Origin of the sequence: Coprococcus sp. AF102-57, from assembly GCF_027686195.1 — a bacterium.
Classification (GTDB): domain Bacteria; phylum Bacillota; class Clostridia; order Lachnospirales; family Lachnospiraceae; genus Allocoprococcus; species Allocoprococcus comes.
This window is the reverse complement of the sequence record NZ_JAQCSY010000022.1, coordinates 42,631-60,610: the sequence shown is the minus strand read 5'-3', so window position 1 is coordinate 60,610 and position 17,980 is coordinate 42,631. Positions and strand designations below refer to the sequence as shown.

Below are 17,980 nucleotides of genomic sequence, written 5' to 3'. Positions count from 1 at the left end.
TAGTTTCATCAATATTCTCCTTTATAAATACCAATTTATCTTTTTCTTTCTGAAAATGGGCAATTCCGCAATGGAACTGCCCATATATCTTTAAAATATGCGATTTTTAAAGCTCTGCACCGTTTCAAGCACCATTTGGTGTAAATTTGGTGTATTTGTGTATTTTCAGAGCTTTTTCACAAATGAAGTACATCCCGTTTTATAGGGTAAAACGGTACTTCTTAATAGAGCTTTGCACCTGCCGGAATATGGTCATCTACCATAAGGAGATGAAGCTTTTCTTCGCCTTCTTCTTCGTGTACTGCACTGAGAAGCATACCACAAGAGTCAATGCCCATCATAGCTCTCGGTGGAAGATTTGTGATAGCAATAAGAGTCTTTCCAACCAGTTCTTCCGGCTCATAAAAGCTATGAATACCGCTTAAAATGGTTCTATCTGTGCCTGTTCCGTCATCAAGAGTGAACTGAAGGAGTTTCTTTGACTTCGGTACAGCAACGCATTCTTTAACCTTAACTGCTCTGAAATCTGACTTTGAGAATGTATCAAAATCAACATCTTCTTCAAACAAAGGCTCAACCTTCACCTTAGAAAAATCAATTTTCTCAGGCTCTGAATTTGGTGTAGAAACCTCTTTAGAACTTACACCATTTTCGGATTTTACACCACCGAGTGACTTCATTGTTGGGAACAGCAGCACATCTCTGATCGCCTCAGCCCCTGTCAACAGCATACACATACGGTCGATACCGAATCCGATACCACCTGTAGGCGGCATACCAATTTCCAGTGCGTTCATGAAGTCTTCATCTGTTGTGTTGGCTTCATCATCACCCTGTGCAAGCAGTTCTTCCTGTGCTTTGAAACGTTCTCTCTGATCGATCGGGTCATTCAGCTCTGAGTATGCATTTGCCATTTCCCATCCGTTCATGAAGAACTCGAAACGTTCTACATAGTCCGGATTTTCCGGTTTCTTCTTTGTAAGTGGTGAAATCTCAACCGGATGATCCATAACGAATGTCGGCTGAAGAAGGTGTTCTTCTACATATTCTTCGAAGAACAGATTCAGAATATCACCTTTTTTATGTCTTTCTTCAAATTCAAGATTGTGTGCTTTCGCAAGTTCTCTTGCCTGTTCAAGAGTTTCTACTTCGTTCCAGTCAACACCTGCATATTTCTTAACAGCATCAACCATTGTGATACGCTCGAACGGCTTTCCGAGATCCATCTCGATTCCTTTATATACAATCTGAGTAGTTCCAAGAACTTCCTGTGCAACAAAACGGTACAGGTTCTCTGTCAGATCCATCATGCCATGATAGTCTGTGTATGCCTGGTAAAGTTCCATCAGAGTGAATTCCGGGTTATGTCTTGTATCAAGACCTTCGTTACGGAATACACGTCCAATCTCATATACTCTTTCCAGACCACCAACGATCAGTCTCTTCAGATAAAGTTCCAGAGAGATACGGAGCTTCAGGTCTTCGTTCAGGGCATTGAAATGTGTCTCGAACGGTCTTGCAGCTGCTCCTCCGGCATTCTGTACAAGCATCGGAGTCTCTACTTCCATAAAGCCTTCATTTCCAAGATATTTACGGATTGCGGTAAGGATCTTGGAACGTTTAATAAAAGTATCCTTTACTTCCGGGTTCATGATCAGATCCACATATCTCTGACGATAACGGGTATCTGTATTTGTCAGTCCGTGGAACTTCTCCGGAAGGATCTGCAGGCTCTTTGAGAGAAGCTTTACAGCAGATGCATGAATGGAAATCTCCCCTGTCTTTGTTTTGAATACTTCTCCTTCAAGACCTACGATATCACCGATATCCATCTTCTTGAATGCTTTATATTCTTCTTCTCCGATACTGTCTCTTGCTACATAAGACTGGATATTTCCCTGTAAATCCTGCACATTACAGAAAGATGCTTTTCCCATCACACGTTTGGACATCATACGTCCTGCGAGTACAACGTGTTTTCCTTCCAGTTCATCAAAGTTGTCTTTCACTTCCTGGCTGTGATGTGTTACGTCATATTTTGTGATCTCAAAAGGATTCTGTCCGTTTGCCTGCAGTTCTGCAAGTTTCTCACGGCGTACCTTTCTTAAATGATTCAAATCCTGTTCCTGTCCATTGTTCTGCTGTGTTGCCACTTTTTTCACTCCTTCTCTCTGCTGTATACCATCTTATACTGAACGATTGATCTTCAGTACTTCGTACTCAATAACTCCTGCCTGTGTCTCAACTGCTACTACGTCTCCGACTTTCTTACCGATCAGGGCTTTTCCTACCGGAGATTCATTGGAAATCTTACCTGCCAGGCTGTTTGCTTCTGTAGAACCTACCAGCTGAAATACGATTTCCTCTTCAAATTCTTTATCATATACATCTACTGTACATCCGATGTTGATGGTATCAAGATCCACGTCATCTTCTACTACAACTTCTGCATTCTTGAGGATTTTCTCAAGTTCTTCGATACGTGCCTCGATATCACGCTGCTCGTCCTTTGCTGCATCGTACTCAGCGTTCTCTGAAAGGTCTCCCTGTTCTCTGGCTTCTTTGATCTTTCCTGCTACTTCTTTTCTTTTCACAACTTTTAAATTTTCAAGCTCATCTTCCAGTTTCTTAAGTCCTGTATAGGTGAGTAATGTTTTCTTTGCTTCCATTATAATTCTCCTTACTTACCGACAAATCATTTTCTATTCAAGCCGCAGATACTGATTTTATCCGCATTTAAAGCTACTTTCACAATTTCATTATTATACATATTTCCAGCGGCTGTGTCAACAATTCTTTGCTGGTTTAATATATGCAAAAACGCATTCTCTCATGCGAAAGAACACGTTTTATGTCTATCCGATTTTTTCCATTAAAAGGTTCTCCAGTTCTTCATAACTTTCCACCTGATTGATCTCATCTCTGAGCTTCGCAGAACCCTGCATTCCCTTGGTATACCATGCCACATGCTTGCGCATTTCACGGATTCCGATATAATCTCCCTTGAACTCGATCTGCAGTCTTGCATGACGCAGCATTGTTTCCCGGATCTGGTCTGTGCCCGGCCTTTCCGGAATGGATCCGGTCTCTTCATATGCCAGTAATTCCCTGAAGATCCATGGATTTCCCTGGCAGCCTCTTCCGATCATCACACCATCACAGCCGGTCTGCTCAAACATATCCAGTGCCTTCTGTCCGCTTGTCACATCCCCATTTCCGATTACAGGAATCTTCACTGCTTCTTTCACCTTACGGATAATCTCCCAGTCTGCATTTCCGGAGTAATACTGTTCTCTGGTCCTTCCATGTACTGCGATTGCCGCTGCACCTGCTTCTTCTGCAACCTTCGCAATCTCCGGTGCATTGATACAGGTATCGTCAAATCCTTTGCGGATCTTTATCGTCACCGGTTTCTTGATCGCTCTCGCTGTCTTATATACAATATCATAGATTCGCTTCGGATCCTTCATCAACGCCGAACCTTCTCCATTGCTCACGACCTTTGGAACCGGACAGCCCATATTGATATCCAGGATCTGAAATGGAAGTTCTTCGATCCGCTTTGCCTGCTCGGAAATGATGTCCGGATCTTCCCCAAAAAGCTGAAGTGATACCGGGTATTCTCTTGGATCGATCGCAAGTAGCGCCTTGGTATTCTTATTCTTATACCGGAGCGCCTTTGCACTGATCATTTCCATGCACAGAAGCCCTGCTCCCTGTTCCTTGCATAACAGACGAAATGGCAGGTCTGTTACCCCTGCCATCGGTGCCAGCACATAACGGTTCGGAAGCTCTACATTTCCTATCGTCAGTGTCTTTATCATTCAATCTCTTCCCCCAGAAAAAATACTTTGTAATAAAGCTGAAGCTGTGTCAGAAGCTCCTGCTTCTTCTCGTCTGTCTGAATCTCCTTGATCTTCAGACGGCTTCCGATCTCGTCAAACATCGGATCTCCCTCTGCAGAAGTCACTTCAAATTCCAGCTCCCCATTCTCCTCAAATACAAGTGTAAGGATTCCCCCGACATCATGTACATACAGCACACACATGATCTTCAATTCATCTTTGATGTGCTGTGGCAGATTATCAAAATCCGGATTCATATAAAATTTTTCTTCGTAAGAGTTGGCTCCGCATAATACGATCTTATCCTGATACATAAATTCTCCTTCTATACATACCCATAAATTCCACGTACCGAAACTTCTCCGGCAAAGACAGACTTTCTGCTGCCGTCTTCGCATTCTACCTGCAATTCCCCGGTCTTGTCAATCCCCAGTGCCAGTGCATCATATTCATGTTCCGGTTCCAGTACACGCACCCGACGCCCACAGTTTACCAGCAGACGGTTATAATCTTCCATGATCGGCTCCAGACTTCCCGCCTCGCAGACCGCTTCGTAGGCTTTTTCAAAATGCTCCATAATCGCAGCGATCAGTTCAAACCTGCGAAATTCTTTGCCCGCTTCGATCCGCAGTGAAGTCGCTGTCTTTGCGATATCTTTCGGAAAAGACTCCATATTGACATTGATTCCGATTCCGATCACTACATGATTGATGTAATCGATCTCTGCGCTCATCTCCGTCAGTATCCCACTGATCTTCTTTCCACTCACGACCAGATCATTCGGCCATTTGATTCCTATATCCAACTCGGTCTTTTCACGCAAAGCTTTCGTTGCCGCATATGCCATGACAAGTGTCAACATCGGTGCATCTGACGGATTCATCACAGGTCTTAACAGAATCGACATGGAAATACTGCTGCCCGCCGGTGATTGCCAGCATCTGCCGCGTCTTCCTTTTCCCGCCGTCTGCGTCTCTGCAACAAAAAGAGTTCCATCTGCACCTCCGGCCTCGCCTAGTGCTTTGGCCCGGTTATTAGTCGAATCGATCTCGTCATAATACTCCAGATTTTTCGCCATCCATTTTGTCTCCAGACAGCTTTTTATCGCATCTTCGGTAATCCGGTCCGGAATATCCACAATGCGATAACCTTTGTTTCTCACGGCTTCAATCTCATAGCCTTCTTCTTTTAACTGATTGATTGCTTTCCACACAGCAGTCCTGGACACCTGAAAGTGGTCACAGAGCTGCTGCCCCGACAGATACCCATCGCTCTGCCGGAGCATCTTTAATATCTCCGCTTTCATGCTTATTATTCGTTCTCTCCTAAAGTTGCAACCATAACTGCCTTGATTGTATGCAGACGGTTCTCAGCTTCATCAAATACTCTTGACTGTGGTCCTTCAAATACTTCTTCGGTAACTTCTTTTTCTTTGATCGCCGGCAGGCAGTGTGAGAAGATTGTAGTATCTTTTCCTGTACGTTCCATCAGAGCTGCATTTACCTGATATGGCTTTCCGAGACGCTCTCTTTCCTGCTCTTTCTTTTCTTCACCCATGGAAATCCATACATCTGTGTAAATGACATCTGCTCCCTTTACACCATCAAGGTCATCGGTGATCTCGATAGTTGCTCCGGATTCTTTTGCATATTCGTCACATCTCTTCCACAGAGATTCCGAAGTCCAGAGTGGCTTCGGTGCAACGATTGCTACATCTACTCCGATTTTGGCGCATCCTACCAGAAGGCTGTTCGCAACGTTGTTACGTCCATCTCCAAGGTATGCAACCTTCAGACCTTTCAGGTGTCCGAATTCTTCTTTCATGGTAAGGAGCATAGCCAGACATTGTGTCGGATGTGTAGTATCTGTCAGACCATTCCATACCGGAATTCCACTGTACTCTGCAAGTACATCTGCGTATCTCTGTTCAAATCCACGGAATTCGATTCCATCGAACATTCTTCCAAGTACACGTGCTGTATCTTCGATACTCTCTTTATCGCCTAACTGGATCTCATTACCTGCAAGGTATGTCGGGATTCCACCTTCATCCTGTGCTCCTACGGTAAATGCACATCTGGTTCTTGTAGATGGCTTTTCAAAAATAAGGGCAATGTTCTTTCCTTCCAGGCTGTGTCCTTTAATTCCTGCTTTCTTCTTTGCCTTTAATTCACCTGCCAGGTCAACGAGATATTCAATCTCTGCCGGTGTATAATCTTCCAGTTTCAAAAAACTTCTTCCTTTTAAATTCATCTTGTAGTCCTTTCTCAGCTTTGCAATCGCATGGACGAATTTCGGCAGTTTTTCTTTTCCCTCATCTGTACGAGTCTCGTACTTTCTGCTCGTCTCATTCCACAGTTCATCTGCTGTATAAATATTATATTTTGGAATTCTCATGAGCTTCGCACTTGCCTCCAGCATTCCATAGAACAACTCTCTGTCTGAACAGCCGATCGGCAACTTGAGTTTGAAACGATATTCCGTCTTTTCAAGTTCGCTCAAAAGCTTCATTATTTCTACATAATAACACTCTTCTCGTGTTTCTTCAATATAGTAAATCGATCCAGTGAGCCCGTAAAGCGCTCTTTTTGCATCATAATAGCCAATTTTCAAATTCTGTCTGCTCCGCTTTGCCGAAAATTCGAGAATACTGCCAAGTCCTACTCTCGGTTCGATCTCCAACAGAGAGCCGTCTTCCGGAATCGTCGTCTTCGGCACTCTTCCCGGACCAAAGATCCTTACCTGGATCAGATCCTTATATCCCCTTTTTAGAAGAGACGCGGTTGGCACATTATTAACCGCACCACCATCAATATATGTCTTGCCGTGCAGCGGTTCATTTTTAAATCCAAGCAGATATGCGCTGGCAAGAAGAAAATCCTCCAGAAGACCTTCCGGTATATCTTCAATACTCAGATCAAGTTCCTTCATATCCGATACAGAAAATGTCAAAAGGCAGAATTCTTTTCCGCATTTCCTGATCTTTTCTTCGTCTACAACCTCATGGATCAATTCCTTAAGCGGTGTAATATCAATTCCACCATCTGCAAGCTTCTTCCAGAGACCTTTCAAAATCTCTCTTATGGATGCCTCTCCATCAAAGAACTGTTCCATCAACTCATCATCCACATCCATAACACGGGAAAATGCCATCTCTTTCCAGATATGTCCTGCTTTCTCCAGATCTCCCATACAAACAAGGGCGCCATTCAGGGCGCCCACAGAAGTACCCGCTACTGCACTGATCTTCACACCAGCTTCCGAAAGAGCCCGCCACGCACCGATCTGATACGCACCTCTGGCTCCTCCTCCATCGAATACCAATCCATATTCTTTATTTAAATCGATTATCGGTTTCATCAAATCACACTCTCCTTTGCGCTTGATTTCCCCTCATCACTACCGTCGCTGTCTTGCCGCCTCGAACATCAGAACCGAAGATGCAACCGCCGCATTCAGCGATTCTACCTCTCCACACATCGGAATCTTGATATAACACTCTGCTGCATCTGCCACTTCATCCCGAAGTCCGTTACCCTCATTTCCAATTAAAAATGCTGTCCCTCTTGTGTAATCCTCCTGATCGTAGCTGTTCTTTCCTTTCAGATGTGCCGCATAGGAATGAATCCCGGCTTCTGCAAGTACTTCCAGAGTTTCTGGCAAATGCTCTACATACACAAACGGCATTCGGTAAACCGATCCCATCGTTGAACGGATCACCTTGGGATTGTAAATATCCACACAGTCGTGACTCATGATCACGCCGGTTACGCCTGCCGCTTCCCCTGCACGGAGAATGGTTCCCAGGTTTCCCGGATCCTGCAGATTATCCAGCACCATCAGAAGCGGTTTCCTTCCCTGCGCGTCCAGATCCAGCATCTCACATATCTCACAGCTTCTCTGCTCCATCACAAGCAGGATCCCCTGTGGTGTCTTTGTATCTGACACGTGGGAAAATACATGATCTGACAGGATTTCCAGCTGTCTTCCCCATGCCGAAAGTCCCAGCTCTTCTCCATATCGGCTGTAAAACTGCTCCGATACATAAACCTCTCTCACCTGCGCACGCGGAGCTTCCCGGTACATCCGGATCCCTTCTACGATATAGACGCCTTCTTCATCACGTGCCTTTCTCTTTTTCTGCCATGTAACAAGCTGTTTTACCCTGGCATTTCCTGTACTGGTTATCATACTGTAATCTCTTTCCTTTTATTCTTTTTCATTACATCTTGAAACGATATCCCACACCCCAGATTGTCTCAATATACTGTGGGTTTGAGGTATCATATTCAATTTTCTCACGGATTTTCTTGATGTGCACAGTTACCGTTGCGATATCTCCGATGGATTCCATATCCCAGATCTCACTGAAAAGTTCATCCTTGGTATATACATGGTTCGGATGACTGGCAAGGAAAGTCAGAAGATCAAACTCTTTTGTTGTAAAATTCTTCTCCACTCCGTTTACCCACACTCGGCGTGCAGTGGTATCAATCTTAAGTCCACGGATCTCAATCACCTTATTCTCTTCCACGGCACTTCCGATCAGCCGCTCATAACGTGCCAGATGTGCTTTTACCCTTGCCACCAGCTCGCTTGGACTAAACGGCTTGGTCATATAGTCATCAGCCCCAAGTCCGAGTCCTCTGATCTTGTCGATATCATCTTTTTTCGCAGATACCATGATGATCGGTGTATTCTTTTCCGCACGAACCTTACGACAAATCTCAAAGCCATCCACGCCCGGAAGCATCAGATCCAGGATCACCAGATCAAAATCACCGAAAAGCGCCTTATCAAGCCCTGTCTGTCCATCATTTGCAACCTCTACCTCAAATCCACTCAGCTCCAGATAATCTTTCTCCAGATCTGCAATACTCTCTTCGTCTTCTACAATTAAAATCTTACTCATTTATCGGTACCTCCTGATATTTTCTGATTACAAAATACATCACTGTGCCAACACCTTCCCGGCTGGTCGCCCAGATTTTGCCACCGTGATCTTCAATGATCTTCTTCACGATCGAAAGACCGATTCCGCTTCCGCCCTTGGATGAATTCCTTGAAGCATCCGTCCGGTAGAACCGGTCAAATATATTTGGCAGATCTTTCGCTGCGATTCCTTTTCCGTTATCCTCAAGCTCTACCTGAATAAAATCACCTACGTCTTTTACCCGCAGATTGATCAGCCCGTGCTCTCGTTCCATGTATTTCAAAGAATTGCTGACAATGTTGTTGATCACTCTCTTTAACTGTTCCGGATCTGCAATGATCTTCTGATCACCCTCTACATAATTGAAATAACCAAACTCTACATTCTTTGAATCCAGCTCCATCTCAATATCTTCGGCACAGTCATTGAAATAATCGTTGACTGAAAGCGGTGCAAAGTTGTACGGGATCCGGTTTGTATCGATCTTCGCATATAAGGTCAGTTCGTTGATCAGCGTATCCATCTCATTCGCCTTATTATAAATGGTTCCGATATATTTTTCCATCTTCTCCGGCGTATCTGCAACCCCGTCACGGATTCCTTCCACATAGCCCTTGATCGCTGTGATCGGCGTCTTTAAGTCATGGGAAATATTGCTAATCAGTTCTTTGCTTTCCCGGTCACTCTTCAGCTTCTCCTCTGCATTATCTCTCAGACGGATCCGCATCTTTTCAAATGCCTGCATCAGCCGTCCCATCTCATCATCTTTTTCCGGCTTGATCTCAAAATTCAGATTGCCTTCTTCTACGTTCTGCGCTGCTTCCTGCAACTTGTGAATCGGACTGATGATACTTCCATAAATCCACACCATCATGATCATCGCTGTAAATGCCAGAATCAGGACTACTGCGATACATGCGCTTATAATAAACTGCTGGATCTCCGGCATATCTCCCAGCACTCTGATGGATTTTGCAAAATCTTTATATTCCTCACCGGTAATTCCATAAGTATGCTCGATGACTCCGATCTGATAACGCGCAATTCCAAATATAAATGCCGTTGTCAGGATAGTCGGTATCATGATCATCGTCACAAAAGAAATCACCAGTTTCGTCCTTAGTTTCATGCTATATTCATCCTCCATTCATCGTGCACGCCCGGTTATGAGGTCCGTATGGCGCTCACGCAAGTCTGCCTGATAACTAATAGCATATCATAAAAACGGGTGCTTCACATCAAAGCACCCGTAAAATTTTCTAAATTTTTTCTAAAACGATCAAATTCAGAACCTGTTATTAAAGATATTTCTTCAAAGTATCCACTTTATCCAACTTCTCCCATGGAAGATCCAGGTCGTTACGTCCAAAGTGTCCGTAAGCTGCTGTCTGTTTGTAGATCGGACGTCTCAGATCAAGCATCTTGATAATTCCAGCCGGACGAAGGTCAAAGTTCTCTCGAACGATTTCCACAAGCTTATCATCTGCAATCTTTCCTGTTCCGAAAGTATCTACCATGACAGATGTCGGCTGTGCAACACCGATTGCATAAGAAAGCTGGATCTCGCATTTTTTGGCAATTCCTGCTGCTACGATATTCTTAGCAACATAACGTGCTGCATAAGCTGCTGAACGGTCTACCTTTGTACAGTCTTTTCCTGAGAAAGCTCCACCGCCGTGACGCGCCATTCCCCCATAAGTATCTACGATGATCTTACGTCCGGTAAGGCCGCTGTCCCCATGTGGTCCACCGATCACAAAACGTCCGGTCGGATTGATGAAGAATTTTGTATTCTCATCTACCATATCTGCCGGAAGGATTTCATCAAAAATGTATTTTTTCACATCTTCATGGATCTGTCCCTGTGAAACATCCGGATCATGCTGTGTAGAAAGTACTACTGCATCAAGGCGGGCCGGAACTCCATTTTCATCATATTCTACTGTTACCTGTGTTTTTCCATCCGGACGAAGATATGGAAGTGTTCCGTTCTTTCTTACTTCTGTAAGACGTCTTGCAAGTTTGTGTGCAAGAGCGATCGGATAAGGCATATATTCTTCTGTCTCATCAGATGCATATCCGAACATCATTCCCTGGTCTCCTGCACCGATTGCTTCCAATTCTTCATCTGACATCTTGTGTTCCTTTGCTTCAAGAGCTTTATCAACACCCATGGCAATATCGCTTGACTGTTCGTCAATTGCTGTCAGAACGCCACATGTGTCAGCATCAAATCCGTACTTTCCTCTTGTATAACCAATTTCACGAACAGTATCACGAACGATTCTCTGAATATCTACATATGCATTTGTAGTAATTTCTCCCATTACCATAACAATTCCTGTAGTCGCGCATGTCTCGCAAGCTACACGGCTCATTGGATCCTGCTCCATAAGTGCATCCAGGATCGCATCGGAAATCTGGTCGCACATCTTATCCGGATGTCCTTCAGTTACTGATTCAGAAGTAAATAATAATCTCTCCATCTTTTTTCCTTTCTTTTCTTCTTTGTATCTGCCTCTCTTATCTCTGGAATAATGAAAATCGACAAACAGAATTTCTCTTCTGTCTATGCAAATTTAAAGGTCAGCCCCAAAGGACTGACCTGATATCTCATCATCAATCCTCTTATTGTTCGATTGCTCGCTCAGGTTGGCACCTTCCGGCTTACCGGGGTTGCCGTGGCTTCGCAGGTCCTTTGTACCTCCACCACTCTGAATAAGAGAAAGCGTATTTAATTGTTACCGCTACACATCATAACACTGTCCATAGCTTCCGTCAATATACATTTTGGGAAATATGTTCTATCAAAACAGGAATTCCTGTCTTAACCTACTTTTAACTTGAATTTCTGGATCTCACGTTCTGTAGAAACTCTCTCGATCACTGCGCCGAGACTTCTGAGCTTCTCTTCAAAACGTTCGTATCCCCTCTGGATATATACGATGTCATCTACGATCGTAATGCCATCTGCGGCCATTCCTGCAATCACAAGTGCTGCTCCTGCACGAAGATCCGGTGCACTGACCCTTGCTCCCGAGAATTTATCTACGCCTTCGATAGTCGCTGCATTGCCTTCAACCTTGACATTTGCACCCATTCTTGCAAGTTCTGAAAGATATTTGAAACGATTCTCGAAAATACTTTCTGTAATCGTGCTTGTCCCTTTACAAAGAGCAAGTGTAACACCGATCTGCGGCTGCATATCTGTCGGGAATCCCGGATATGGAAGAGTCTTCACCTGTGTATTATGAAGATCTCCTTTAGACACAACACGCACTGCATCATCAAATTCTTCTACTTCACATCCGATCTCAACAAGCTTTGCAATCGTAGCTTCCAGATGCTTCGGAATGACATTCATAACAGTCACATCACCTCTGGTTGCTGCTGCCGCAAACATAAATGTGCCGGCTTCGATCTGATCCGGAATGATAGAATAATCTGTCTTATGAAGGCGGGATACACCGCGGATCTTGATCACGTCCGTACCTGCTCCACGAATGTTCGCTCCCATACTGTTCAGGAAGTTTGCCACATCGACAACATGAGGCTCTTTTGCCACATTCTCAAGGATCGTAAGTCCTTCTGCCATCGATGCTGCCATCATAACGTTGATCGTAGCTCCTACGCTTACCACATCAAAATAAATGTGCTTTCCGATCAGACGCTCTGCTTCTGCGATAATCTTGCCATGCTCGATATCCACATAAGCACCAAGCGCACGAAAACCTTTCAGATGCTGGTCGATCGGACGGCTTCCGATATTGCATCCTCCCGGAAGAGCAACTTCTGCTCTTTTATACTTACCAAGAAGTGCTCCGAGCAAGTAATAAGATGCACGGATCTTCTTGATGTAATCATATTCTATATCAAAATTTTCAATGTTGCTTCCGTTGATTCTGACTGTGTGCCGGTCAATACGGTCAACCTCGGCACCAATTCCACTGATTGCTTCCAGCAGAACGTTGATATCGTTGACATCCGGAAGATTATCGATAGTAACTGTCTCATCTGTCATAATCGCAGCTGCCAGAATTGCCAGTGCTGCATTCTTTGCTCCACCGATCTCAACTTCGCCGACCAGCGGATTGCCACCCTTAATAATATACTGTTCCATTTCGCACCTCAATTAACGATTTCTTTCCCTCTGAAATATATCCTGTTCTATACTTCTGTCAAACACTCTATTCATACTCTTTATTATTTCATGAATAAAAAACCTCATACTTTTTATTCTTTCCAGATCTCTCAGGATTTGTATGAAGCTTTTTGTATAATCCTCTTTATCACATATCAGTATAGCATATTTCTATATTCATTGCAAAATTATTTATCTTGCCTTCTTCATTTTCGTAAAACTTTTGTAATAATTTCTTTAAAAAATTTATTGATTTTCCAAAATTTCCATTACATTTTCAATGGTTTCTTCCAGCTCCAGTCCATCCTCTGAAACAGTAATATCTGCATATTTTTCAAATAATACTACTCTTTCGTCATATAGATCCTTCAGCGTCTGCCCGTCCCGAAGTGCTACTCCCCTTTTCTTTGCATTCTTCAGTCTGGAATTGATAACCTCAAATGACGCATGCAGATAAACAATGGTTCCGATCTCTTTGTAATGCTTCATTGCTTCTTCACAGTAAACTACGCTTCCTCCCGGGGAAATCACCGCATGTTCCGCTTCCACATCACGATTGACCTGATTCTCAATACTTAAGAATCCGTCCAGACCTTCTTCTGCGATAATCTCCCGCAAAAGTCTGTTCTCCTGCTTCTGAATCAACAGATCTGTATCAATAAACTCGTATCCAAGCCGCTTTGCGACTACCACTCCGACGGTACTTTTTCCAACTGCCGGCATTCCGATAAATATAATATTCTTCATATGTACCCTGGCTCACTCCTTACCGAAACTGTGTTTCAGATGCTGTCATTTTTATATCGGACGATATTATAGCACAAGTCCTGTGCATGAAGCAACTGTTTTTTCCTGTTGCCGCCTGCCTTTTCCTCTTCTTTCCATCAATTCCTGGTACATCAGGATTTCTACGATCTCCCGGATCTGTTCCGGAGTATAGGTCTCTTTTTCCCATTTTTCCTGTTTCATGACCTGTTCATACGCCCTACGACACATCAGGCACAGCTGGAGCTTATCCGGGTACTCATCATAGATCATGCTTCCTTCATATTCTTGGCGGTCGCATTCTTCCTGTATATATGGAAAAATCTTTTTTGCTGTTGCCGGATACATACTTTGCAGGTATTCCCGGTCGCGCTTCTGGATTTTGTCTTCGTCAAATGCGTATGGAATCGGATACATCATATAATAAGGCAATCTCAGGTCCATGTCTGGCACTTCCATTTCTTTTTTCTATGCTTTAGTGTATGCGGTATGGGGGAGTGGGGTTCCTGGGAGGTGGGTGTGGAAGGGGGACGATTTTCGGGCAATCCTGTTTCCGGGGCGGATTCGGAATGTAACAGGGAGGTAACGGGGAAGGAAGCGGCAAGTGGCGGCACCGGACAGATTCGCCCCGAAATCTGATGATTTCGCGGCTCAGGCTGTCCTCACCAGTCGTGCGGGAGGCACGGCTGGTGTCCACCTCTTGCCGCTTTCTTCTCCTAACTCCCTGTAACGTTCCTGCATATGCCCTGGAAATAGGATTGCCCGAAAATCTGCGTGCTTCAAGACGGGAAGGGCGCCCCGGAACTCTACTCGCGAAGTTGAGTGTTGTTCAGGACGGGCGCCAGGCGGACATTTGTCCTGTGGCTTGGGATATTGTGTGGAGATTTATTTTACTGGATTTTGGTTGTAAAAAGGACATATTCTATATTGAAATAATTGGGTTTATGGTATACTGAATTATAGGTATATATTTTTTCATGCTTTACGAGGGAGGACATATATGGATATAATTATCAGACCTGCGGAAACCAGTGATTTTGACAGTGTAGTACATATCCTGAATCAAGTTCAGGCTTTGCATGTGAACTGGCGGCCTGATATTTACAAAGAAAGTAAGGATTTTTTCTCTTTGGATGCTTTTCAGGATGCTTTAGGTAGAGAAACTTTTTATGTTGCTGCATATGAAATGTACAAAAAATATGGCTTTACAGAAAAATCAATCAACATAGAATTATTATAAGTAGTGAGGTGCAAAGTTATGAATAATGAAATTGTGAATGCTATGGAGGAACTTGAAAACTGGTTGGCTGATCCGGCTGAGCTGGGGCGGAAACCGGCGAAGATTGAGTATACAGCTTCTTTTGAGGATGAGGATGGGATCAAATGTATGATCTTTAAATTCAAGAAATCTTTCTTTGGAAAATGGCTTCTTGGGATCGTCAGTGAATCCGGAACCTTTAGTGAGATGAAGGAATACAATTCTTCCACAGAAACAGAAGATGCAAAATCGTTACTTCATATATTAAAAGAATACTGGAAAAAAATAGCAGAAAAAGAACAGGGATTTATCGAAATCCCGATTGAAAATCTAATCGAATGGGGCGAGCCGAATGGGGAAGGTTGTATCGTTTCCGATAAGATCACAAAAGAAGGCTACAAAGTCGGCTACATGCTCCGCGAAGAGCCAACAGAAGGGAATCCGGACAGTGGCTGGAGATTCATGGCTGGTAATGAAGATGACGAATATATGGACAATCCGGATAATCATCATGTCTTTGCACTCAACACCATCTGCAATTACGACAGCGATATTATCCCTTATCTTCATGCCAAAATCGGATCTGCTTTCATACGTGTAGATGAGTCCCATTTTGAAAAATATCATGAATTTAAGCCTATGTTCATCCAAAAGCAATAAATAAGTAAAAATAAACTCTGTTTTTTCCACTTCGCCACAACATCCTCGTCTGCCAATGCACAGGCGTGTGGAAGGTTTGACTTTTCGGTTCCGTTTTGTACTACAGCCATCAAGTCAATGAGACGTACCAGAAAGCCAAACCTTCCACACGCCATCCCATTCGCCACCTACAACTTAATCTTAGCCAGCGCATCCGCAAATGGATTATTCACCGGCTCATCCTTCTGCTGTCTTAAATATTTCTGCACATCCTTCTTGCTGACTCCCGCACCTTCTTTCTTCCGTCTCTCCTGGAACGATGTCAGCTTCTCCTTATGTCCGCAGACACACACAAAAATCTGTCCATCCCCTCTTCCTTTCAGCTGCATCTTCTTGTGACACACAGGACATCTCGCATTCGTTGTCCGTGATACTGTTTCGCGGTATCCGCACTCTCTGTCCTGACAAACCAGCATCTCACTGTTCTTTCCTTTCACTGCAAGCATTCTCTTACCACATCGCGGACATTTACTATTCGTCAGATTATCATGCCGGAACGTTCCAGCTCCTGTCTTAATCTCAGAAACCACCTGATCCGTGTATTTATCAATATCCTTCATAAAATCCTTCCGTGAAAGCTTTCCCTTCGCAATTTGCGACAGACGCATTTCCCAGTCTGCTGTAAGTTCCGGCTGTTTTAACTCTTCCGGCACAAGTTCCAGAAGCTGCTTCGCTTTCGATGTAAGATAGATATCTTTTCCACGCTTTTCCAGCAAAAAGCTTTTAAAAAGTTTTTCAATAATATCCGCTCTTGTCGCAACCGTTCCCAATCCTCCTGTCTCGCCAAGCGTTTTCGCCATCGCTTTGTCATGGCTTTCCATATAAGCCGTCGGGTTCTCCATTGCTGACAGAAGTGTTGCTTCATTAAAATGTGCCGGTGGCTTCGTTTTACCTTCTGTCAATGACAACACAAGTCCTTTAATCTCCTGTCCTTTTTCCAGTTCCGGCAGTGTCTGTCCTTTCAAACCCTTTCCAGACTCATATGCTTCTTCCTCTTCTTCATCCTCAGCCGAATAGATTTCCTCTTCATAAACAGCCCGCCATCCCTGCGCTTTCACAATCTTTCCAGACGCAAGGAAAGTTTCACCGCCAACCTTCACCGTAACCTGTGTCTGCTCATACTCAAATGGTGGATAAAGCACAGCAAGAAAACGCCGCACAACCAGATCATAAATCTTCCGCTCTTCATTTGTCATATGACTCAGATCCACAAACTGCTCCGTTGGGATGATCGCATGATGATCCGATACCTTCGCATCATTTACAAAAGCGAGCTTTCCGCTCAGATCCTTTTTCTTCGCTGTCATTGCAAGCTTACGGTACGGTCCTGTACCACACGCCTCCAGACGGTCCTTGATCGTCGGAACAATGTCTTTGCTCAGATATCTGGAATCCGTTCTTGGATAGGTCAGCACCTTATGATTCTCATACAGTCTCTGCATGATATTCAGCGTCTCTTTCGCCGAATATCCAAACCGCTGATTGGCTTCTCTCTGCAGCTCTGTCAGATCATACAAAAGCGGTGCATACGTTTTTTTCGGTGTTTTTTTAATCTCTTCCACTACCGCTTTTTGTTCATCCAGCTTTTTCATCAGTCCGGTCATTTTCTCTTTATCGAATGAGCGATAACTCTTTGACTTCTGATCCTGCCAGGTCAGCATAATATTTTGTCCTTTTGCAGTCATTCCATAATAACCTTCCGGAATAAAACTACGGATCTTTTCTTCTCTCTTTGCAATCATTGCAAGCGTTGGTGTCTGCACACGTCCACAGGAAAGCTGCGCATTATATTTACAGGTCAGTGCCCTTGTTGCATTGATTCCAACCAGCCAGTCTGCCTCGGCACGGCACATTGCAGCATCATAAAGCGCATCATACTCATGCCCGTTCTTCAACTTTGCAAAACCTTCTCTGATTGCTTTATCTGTTACAGATGAGATCCACAGCCTCTTGATCGGCTTTTTGCTTCCTGCTTTTTCCAGAATCAGCCTTGCTACCAGCTCTCCTTCTCGTCCTGCATCCGTAGCAATGATAATTTCATTCACATCCTTGCGGTGAATCTGTGTTTTCACCGCTGCGAACTGTTTTCCGGTCTGCTTTATTACTTCAAGCTTAAATGGAGCCGGCTTCATCGGAAGCACATCCATTTTCCACTCTTTATATTTTTTATCGTAATCTTCCGGATCTGCCAGGGTAACCAGATGACCAAGTCCCCAGGTTACAATATAACGCTCTCCTTCAATTGCTCCATTTATCTTTTTCCCACATTTAAGTACACGCGCAATATCACGCGCAACAGAAGGTTTTTCTGCAATTACAAGTGCCTTCATTCTGTCTTT

General features: G+C 43.9%; 16 protein-coding genes and 1 riboswitch. Of the genes, 2 read left to right on the top strand and 14 right to left on the bottom strand.

Going from position 1 to position 17,980, the window contains the following annotated elements:
• Window positions 1-221 precede the first annotated feature (221 nt).
• The 13 genes from lysS to PGZ10_RS13220 form a co-directional block, all read right to left on the bottom strand.
• Window positions 222-2,153 carry a lysine--tRNA ligase gene (gene lysS, locus PGZ10_RS13280; RefSeq protein WP_195250046.1) on the bottom strand — a complete coding sequence of 644 codons (1,932 nt, stop codon included), beginning with the start codon at window positions 2,151-2,153 and terminating at the stop codon, window positions 222-224.
• 33 nt (window positions 2,154-2,186) lie between these two features.
• Window positions 2,187-2,669 carry a transcription elongation factor GreA gene (gene greA / locus PGZ10_RS13275; protein WP_117824107.1) on the bottom strand — a complete coding sequence of 161 codons (483 nt, stop codon included), beginning with the start codon at window positions 2,667-2,669 and terminating at the stop codon, window positions 2,187-2,189.
• A gap of 186 nt (window positions 2,670-2,855) precedes the next feature.
• Entirely contained in the window at window positions 2,856-3,824 is a 969-nt protein-coding gene (dusB, locus tag PGZ10_RS13270; protein ID WP_182450865.1) for a tRNA dihydrouridine synthase DusB, read from the bottom strand.
• The gene (locus PGZ10_RS13265) at window positions 3,821-4,159 is read right to left on the bottom strand and encodes a DUF6145 family protein (RefSeq protein WP_008370111.1); all 339 of its coding nucleotides are present in this window, start codon (window positions 4,157-4,159) and stop codon (window positions 3,821-3,823) included. The genes dusB and PGZ10_RS13265 overlap by 4 nt, the downstream gene beginning before the upstream one ends.
• Window positions 4,160-4,170: 11 nt before the next feature.
• Entirely contained in the window at window positions 4,171-5,151 is a 981-nt protein-coding gene (locus PGZ10_RS13260; RefSeq protein WP_118217392.1) for a biotin--[acetyl-CoA-carboxylase] ligase, read from the bottom strand.
• A gap of 5 nt (window positions 5,152-5,156) precedes the next feature.
• Entirely contained in the window at window positions 5,157-7,205 is a 2,049-nt protein-coding gene (gene argF, locus PGZ10_RS16855; RefSeq protein WP_117557488.1) for an ornithine carbamoyltransferase, read from the bottom strand.
• A 39-nt stretch (window positions 7,206-7,244) separates the two neighbouring features.
• The gene (locus PGZ10_RS13250) at window positions 7,245-8,036 is read right to left on the bottom strand and encodes a TrmH family RNA methyltransferase (RefSeq protein WP_118217393.1); all 792 of its coding nucleotides are present in this window, start codon (window positions 8,034-8,036) and stop codon (window positions 7,245-7,247) included.
• Window positions 8,037-8,067: 31 nt separating this feature from the next.
• Window positions 8,068-8,757 (bottom strand): response regulator transcription factor, encoded by a 690-nt coding sequence (locus PGZ10_RS13245; protein WP_008370100.1) that lies wholly within the window; start codon window positions 8,755-8,757, stop codon window positions 8,068-8,070.
• Window positions 8,750-9,907 carry a sensor histidine kinase gene (locus PGZ10_RS13240; RefSeq protein ID WP_055249057.1) on the bottom strand — a complete coding sequence of 386 codons (1,158 nt, stop codon included), beginning with the start codon at window positions 9,905-9,907 and terminating at the stop codon, window positions 8,750-8,752. The genes PGZ10_RS13245 and PGZ10_RS13240 overlap by 8 nt, the downstream gene beginning before the upstream one ends.
• Before the next feature lie 169 nt (window positions 9,908-10,076).
• Window positions 10,077-11,264 (bottom strand): methionine adenosyltransferase, encoded by a 1,188-nt coding sequence (metK, locus tag PGZ10_RS13235; protein WP_118217395.1) that lies wholly within the window; start codon window positions 11,262-11,264, stop codon window positions 10,077-10,079.
• A gap of 139 nt (window positions 11,265-11,403) precedes the next feature.
• Window positions 11,404-11,503: riboswitch (SAM riboswitch) on the bottom strand.
• Window positions 11,504-11,605: 102 nt separating this feature from the next.
• Complete coding sequence (locus PGZ10_RS13230) at window positions 11,606-12,898, bottom strand: UDP-N-acetylglucosamine 1-carboxyvinyltransferase (RefSeq protein ID WP_008370094.1); 1,293 nt, start codon at window positions 12,896-12,898, stop codon at window positions 11,606-11,608.
• A gap of 267 nt (window positions 12,899-13,165) precedes the next feature.
• Complete coding sequence (locus PGZ10_RS13225) at window positions 13,166-13,666, bottom strand: shikimate kinase (protein ID WP_117835063.1); 501 nt, start codon at window positions 13,664-13,666, stop codon at window positions 13,166-13,168.
• Between the two features lie 66 nt (window positions 13,667-13,732).
• Complete coding sequence (locus PGZ10_RS13220) at window positions 13,733-14,128, bottom strand: hypothetical protein (protein ID WP_055249050.1); 396 nt, start codon at window positions 14,126-14,128, stop codon at window positions 13,733-13,735.
• 556 nt (window positions 14,129-14,684) lie between these two features.
• On the opposite strand from PGZ10_RS13220, the gene PGZ10_RS13215 reads away from it, so the two are divergent.
• Both PGZ10_RS13215 and PGZ10_RS13210 read left to right on the top strand, forming a co-directional pair.
• Window positions 14,685-14,924, top strand: a complete 240-nt coding sequence (locus tag PGZ10_RS13215) for a hypothetical protein (RefSeq protein ID WP_118217397.1) — start codon at window positions 14,685-14,687, stop codon at window positions 14,922-14,924.
• A gap of 18 nt (window positions 14,925-14,942) precedes the next feature.
• A complete protein-coding gene (locus PGZ10_RS13210; RefSeq protein WP_270541606.1) occupies window positions 14,943-15,602 on the top strand; it encodes a DUF2185 domain-containing protein in 660 nt (219 codons plus the stop codon).
• A 167-nt stretch (window positions 15,603-15,769) separates the two neighbouring features.
• On the opposite strand, the gene PGZ10_RS13205 is transcribed toward PGZ10_RS13210, so the two are convergent.
• The gene (locus tag PGZ10_RS13205) at window positions 15,770-17,971 is read right to left on the bottom strand and encodes a DNA topoisomerase III (RefSeq protein ID WP_270541604.1); all 2,202 of its coding nucleotides are present in this window, start codon (window positions 17,969-17,971) and stop codon (window positions 15,770-15,772) included.
• Window positions 17,972-17,980: the final 9 nt, after the last annotated feature.

Coding starts and splice junctions, on each gene's coding strand:
- PGZ10_RS13215 (WP_118217397.1), top strand. CDS start 14,685: ATGGATATAATTATCAGACCTGCGGAAACCAGTGATTTTGACAGTGTA.
- argF (WP_117557488.1), bottom strand. CDS start 7,205: ATGAAACCGATAATCGATTTAAATAAAGAATATGGATTGGTATTCGAT.
- PGZ10_RS13220 (WP_055249050.1), bottom strand. CDS start 14,128: ATGGACCTGAGATTGCCTTATTATATGATGTATCCGATTCCATACGCA.
- PGZ10_RS13265 (WP_008370111.1), bottom strand. CDS start 4,159: ATGTATCAGGATAAGATCGTATTATGCGGAGCCAACTCTTACGAAGAA.
- PGZ10_RS13260 (WP_118217392.1), bottom strand. CDS start 5,151: ATGAAAGCGGAGATATTAAAGATGCTCCGGCAGAGCGATGGGTATCTG.
- PGZ10_RS13210 (WP_270541606.1), top strand. CDS start 14,943: ATGAATAATGAAATTGTGAATGCTATGGAGGAACTTGAAAACTGGTTG.
- metK (WP_118217395.1), bottom strand. CDS start 11,264: ATGGAGAGATTATTATTTACTTCTGAATCAGTAACTGAAGGACATCCG.
- PGZ10_RS13230 (WP_008370094.1), bottom strand. CDS start 12,898: ATGGAACAGTATATTATTAAGGGTGGCAATCCGCTGGTCGGCGAAGTT.
- PGZ10_RS13225 (WP_117835063.1), bottom strand. CDS start 13,666: ATGAAGAATATTATATTTATCGGAATGCCGGCAGTTGGAAAAAGTACC.
- PGZ10_RS13245 (WP_008370100.1), bottom strand. CDS start 8,757: ATGAGTAAGATTTTAATTGTAGAAGACGAAGAGAGTATTGCAGATCTG.
- PGZ10_RS13205 (WP_270541604.1), bottom strand. CDS start 17,971: ATGAAGGCACTTGTAATTGCAGAAAAACCTTCTGTTGCGCGTGATATT.
- dusB (WP_182450865.1), bottom strand. CDS start 3,824: ATGATAAAGACACTGACGATAGGAAATGTAGAGCTTCCGAACCGTTAT.
- PGZ10_RS13240 (WP_055249057.1), bottom strand. CDS start 9,907: ATGAAACTAAGGACGAAACTGGTGATTTCTTTTGTGACGATGATCATG.
- greA (WP_117824107.1), bottom strand. CDS start 2,669: ATGGAAGCAAAGAAAACATTACTCACCTATACAGGACTTAAGAAACTG.
- PGZ10_RS13250 (WP_118217393.1), bottom strand. CDS start 8,036: ATGATAACCAGTACAGGAAATGCCAGGGTAAAACAGCTTGTTACATGG.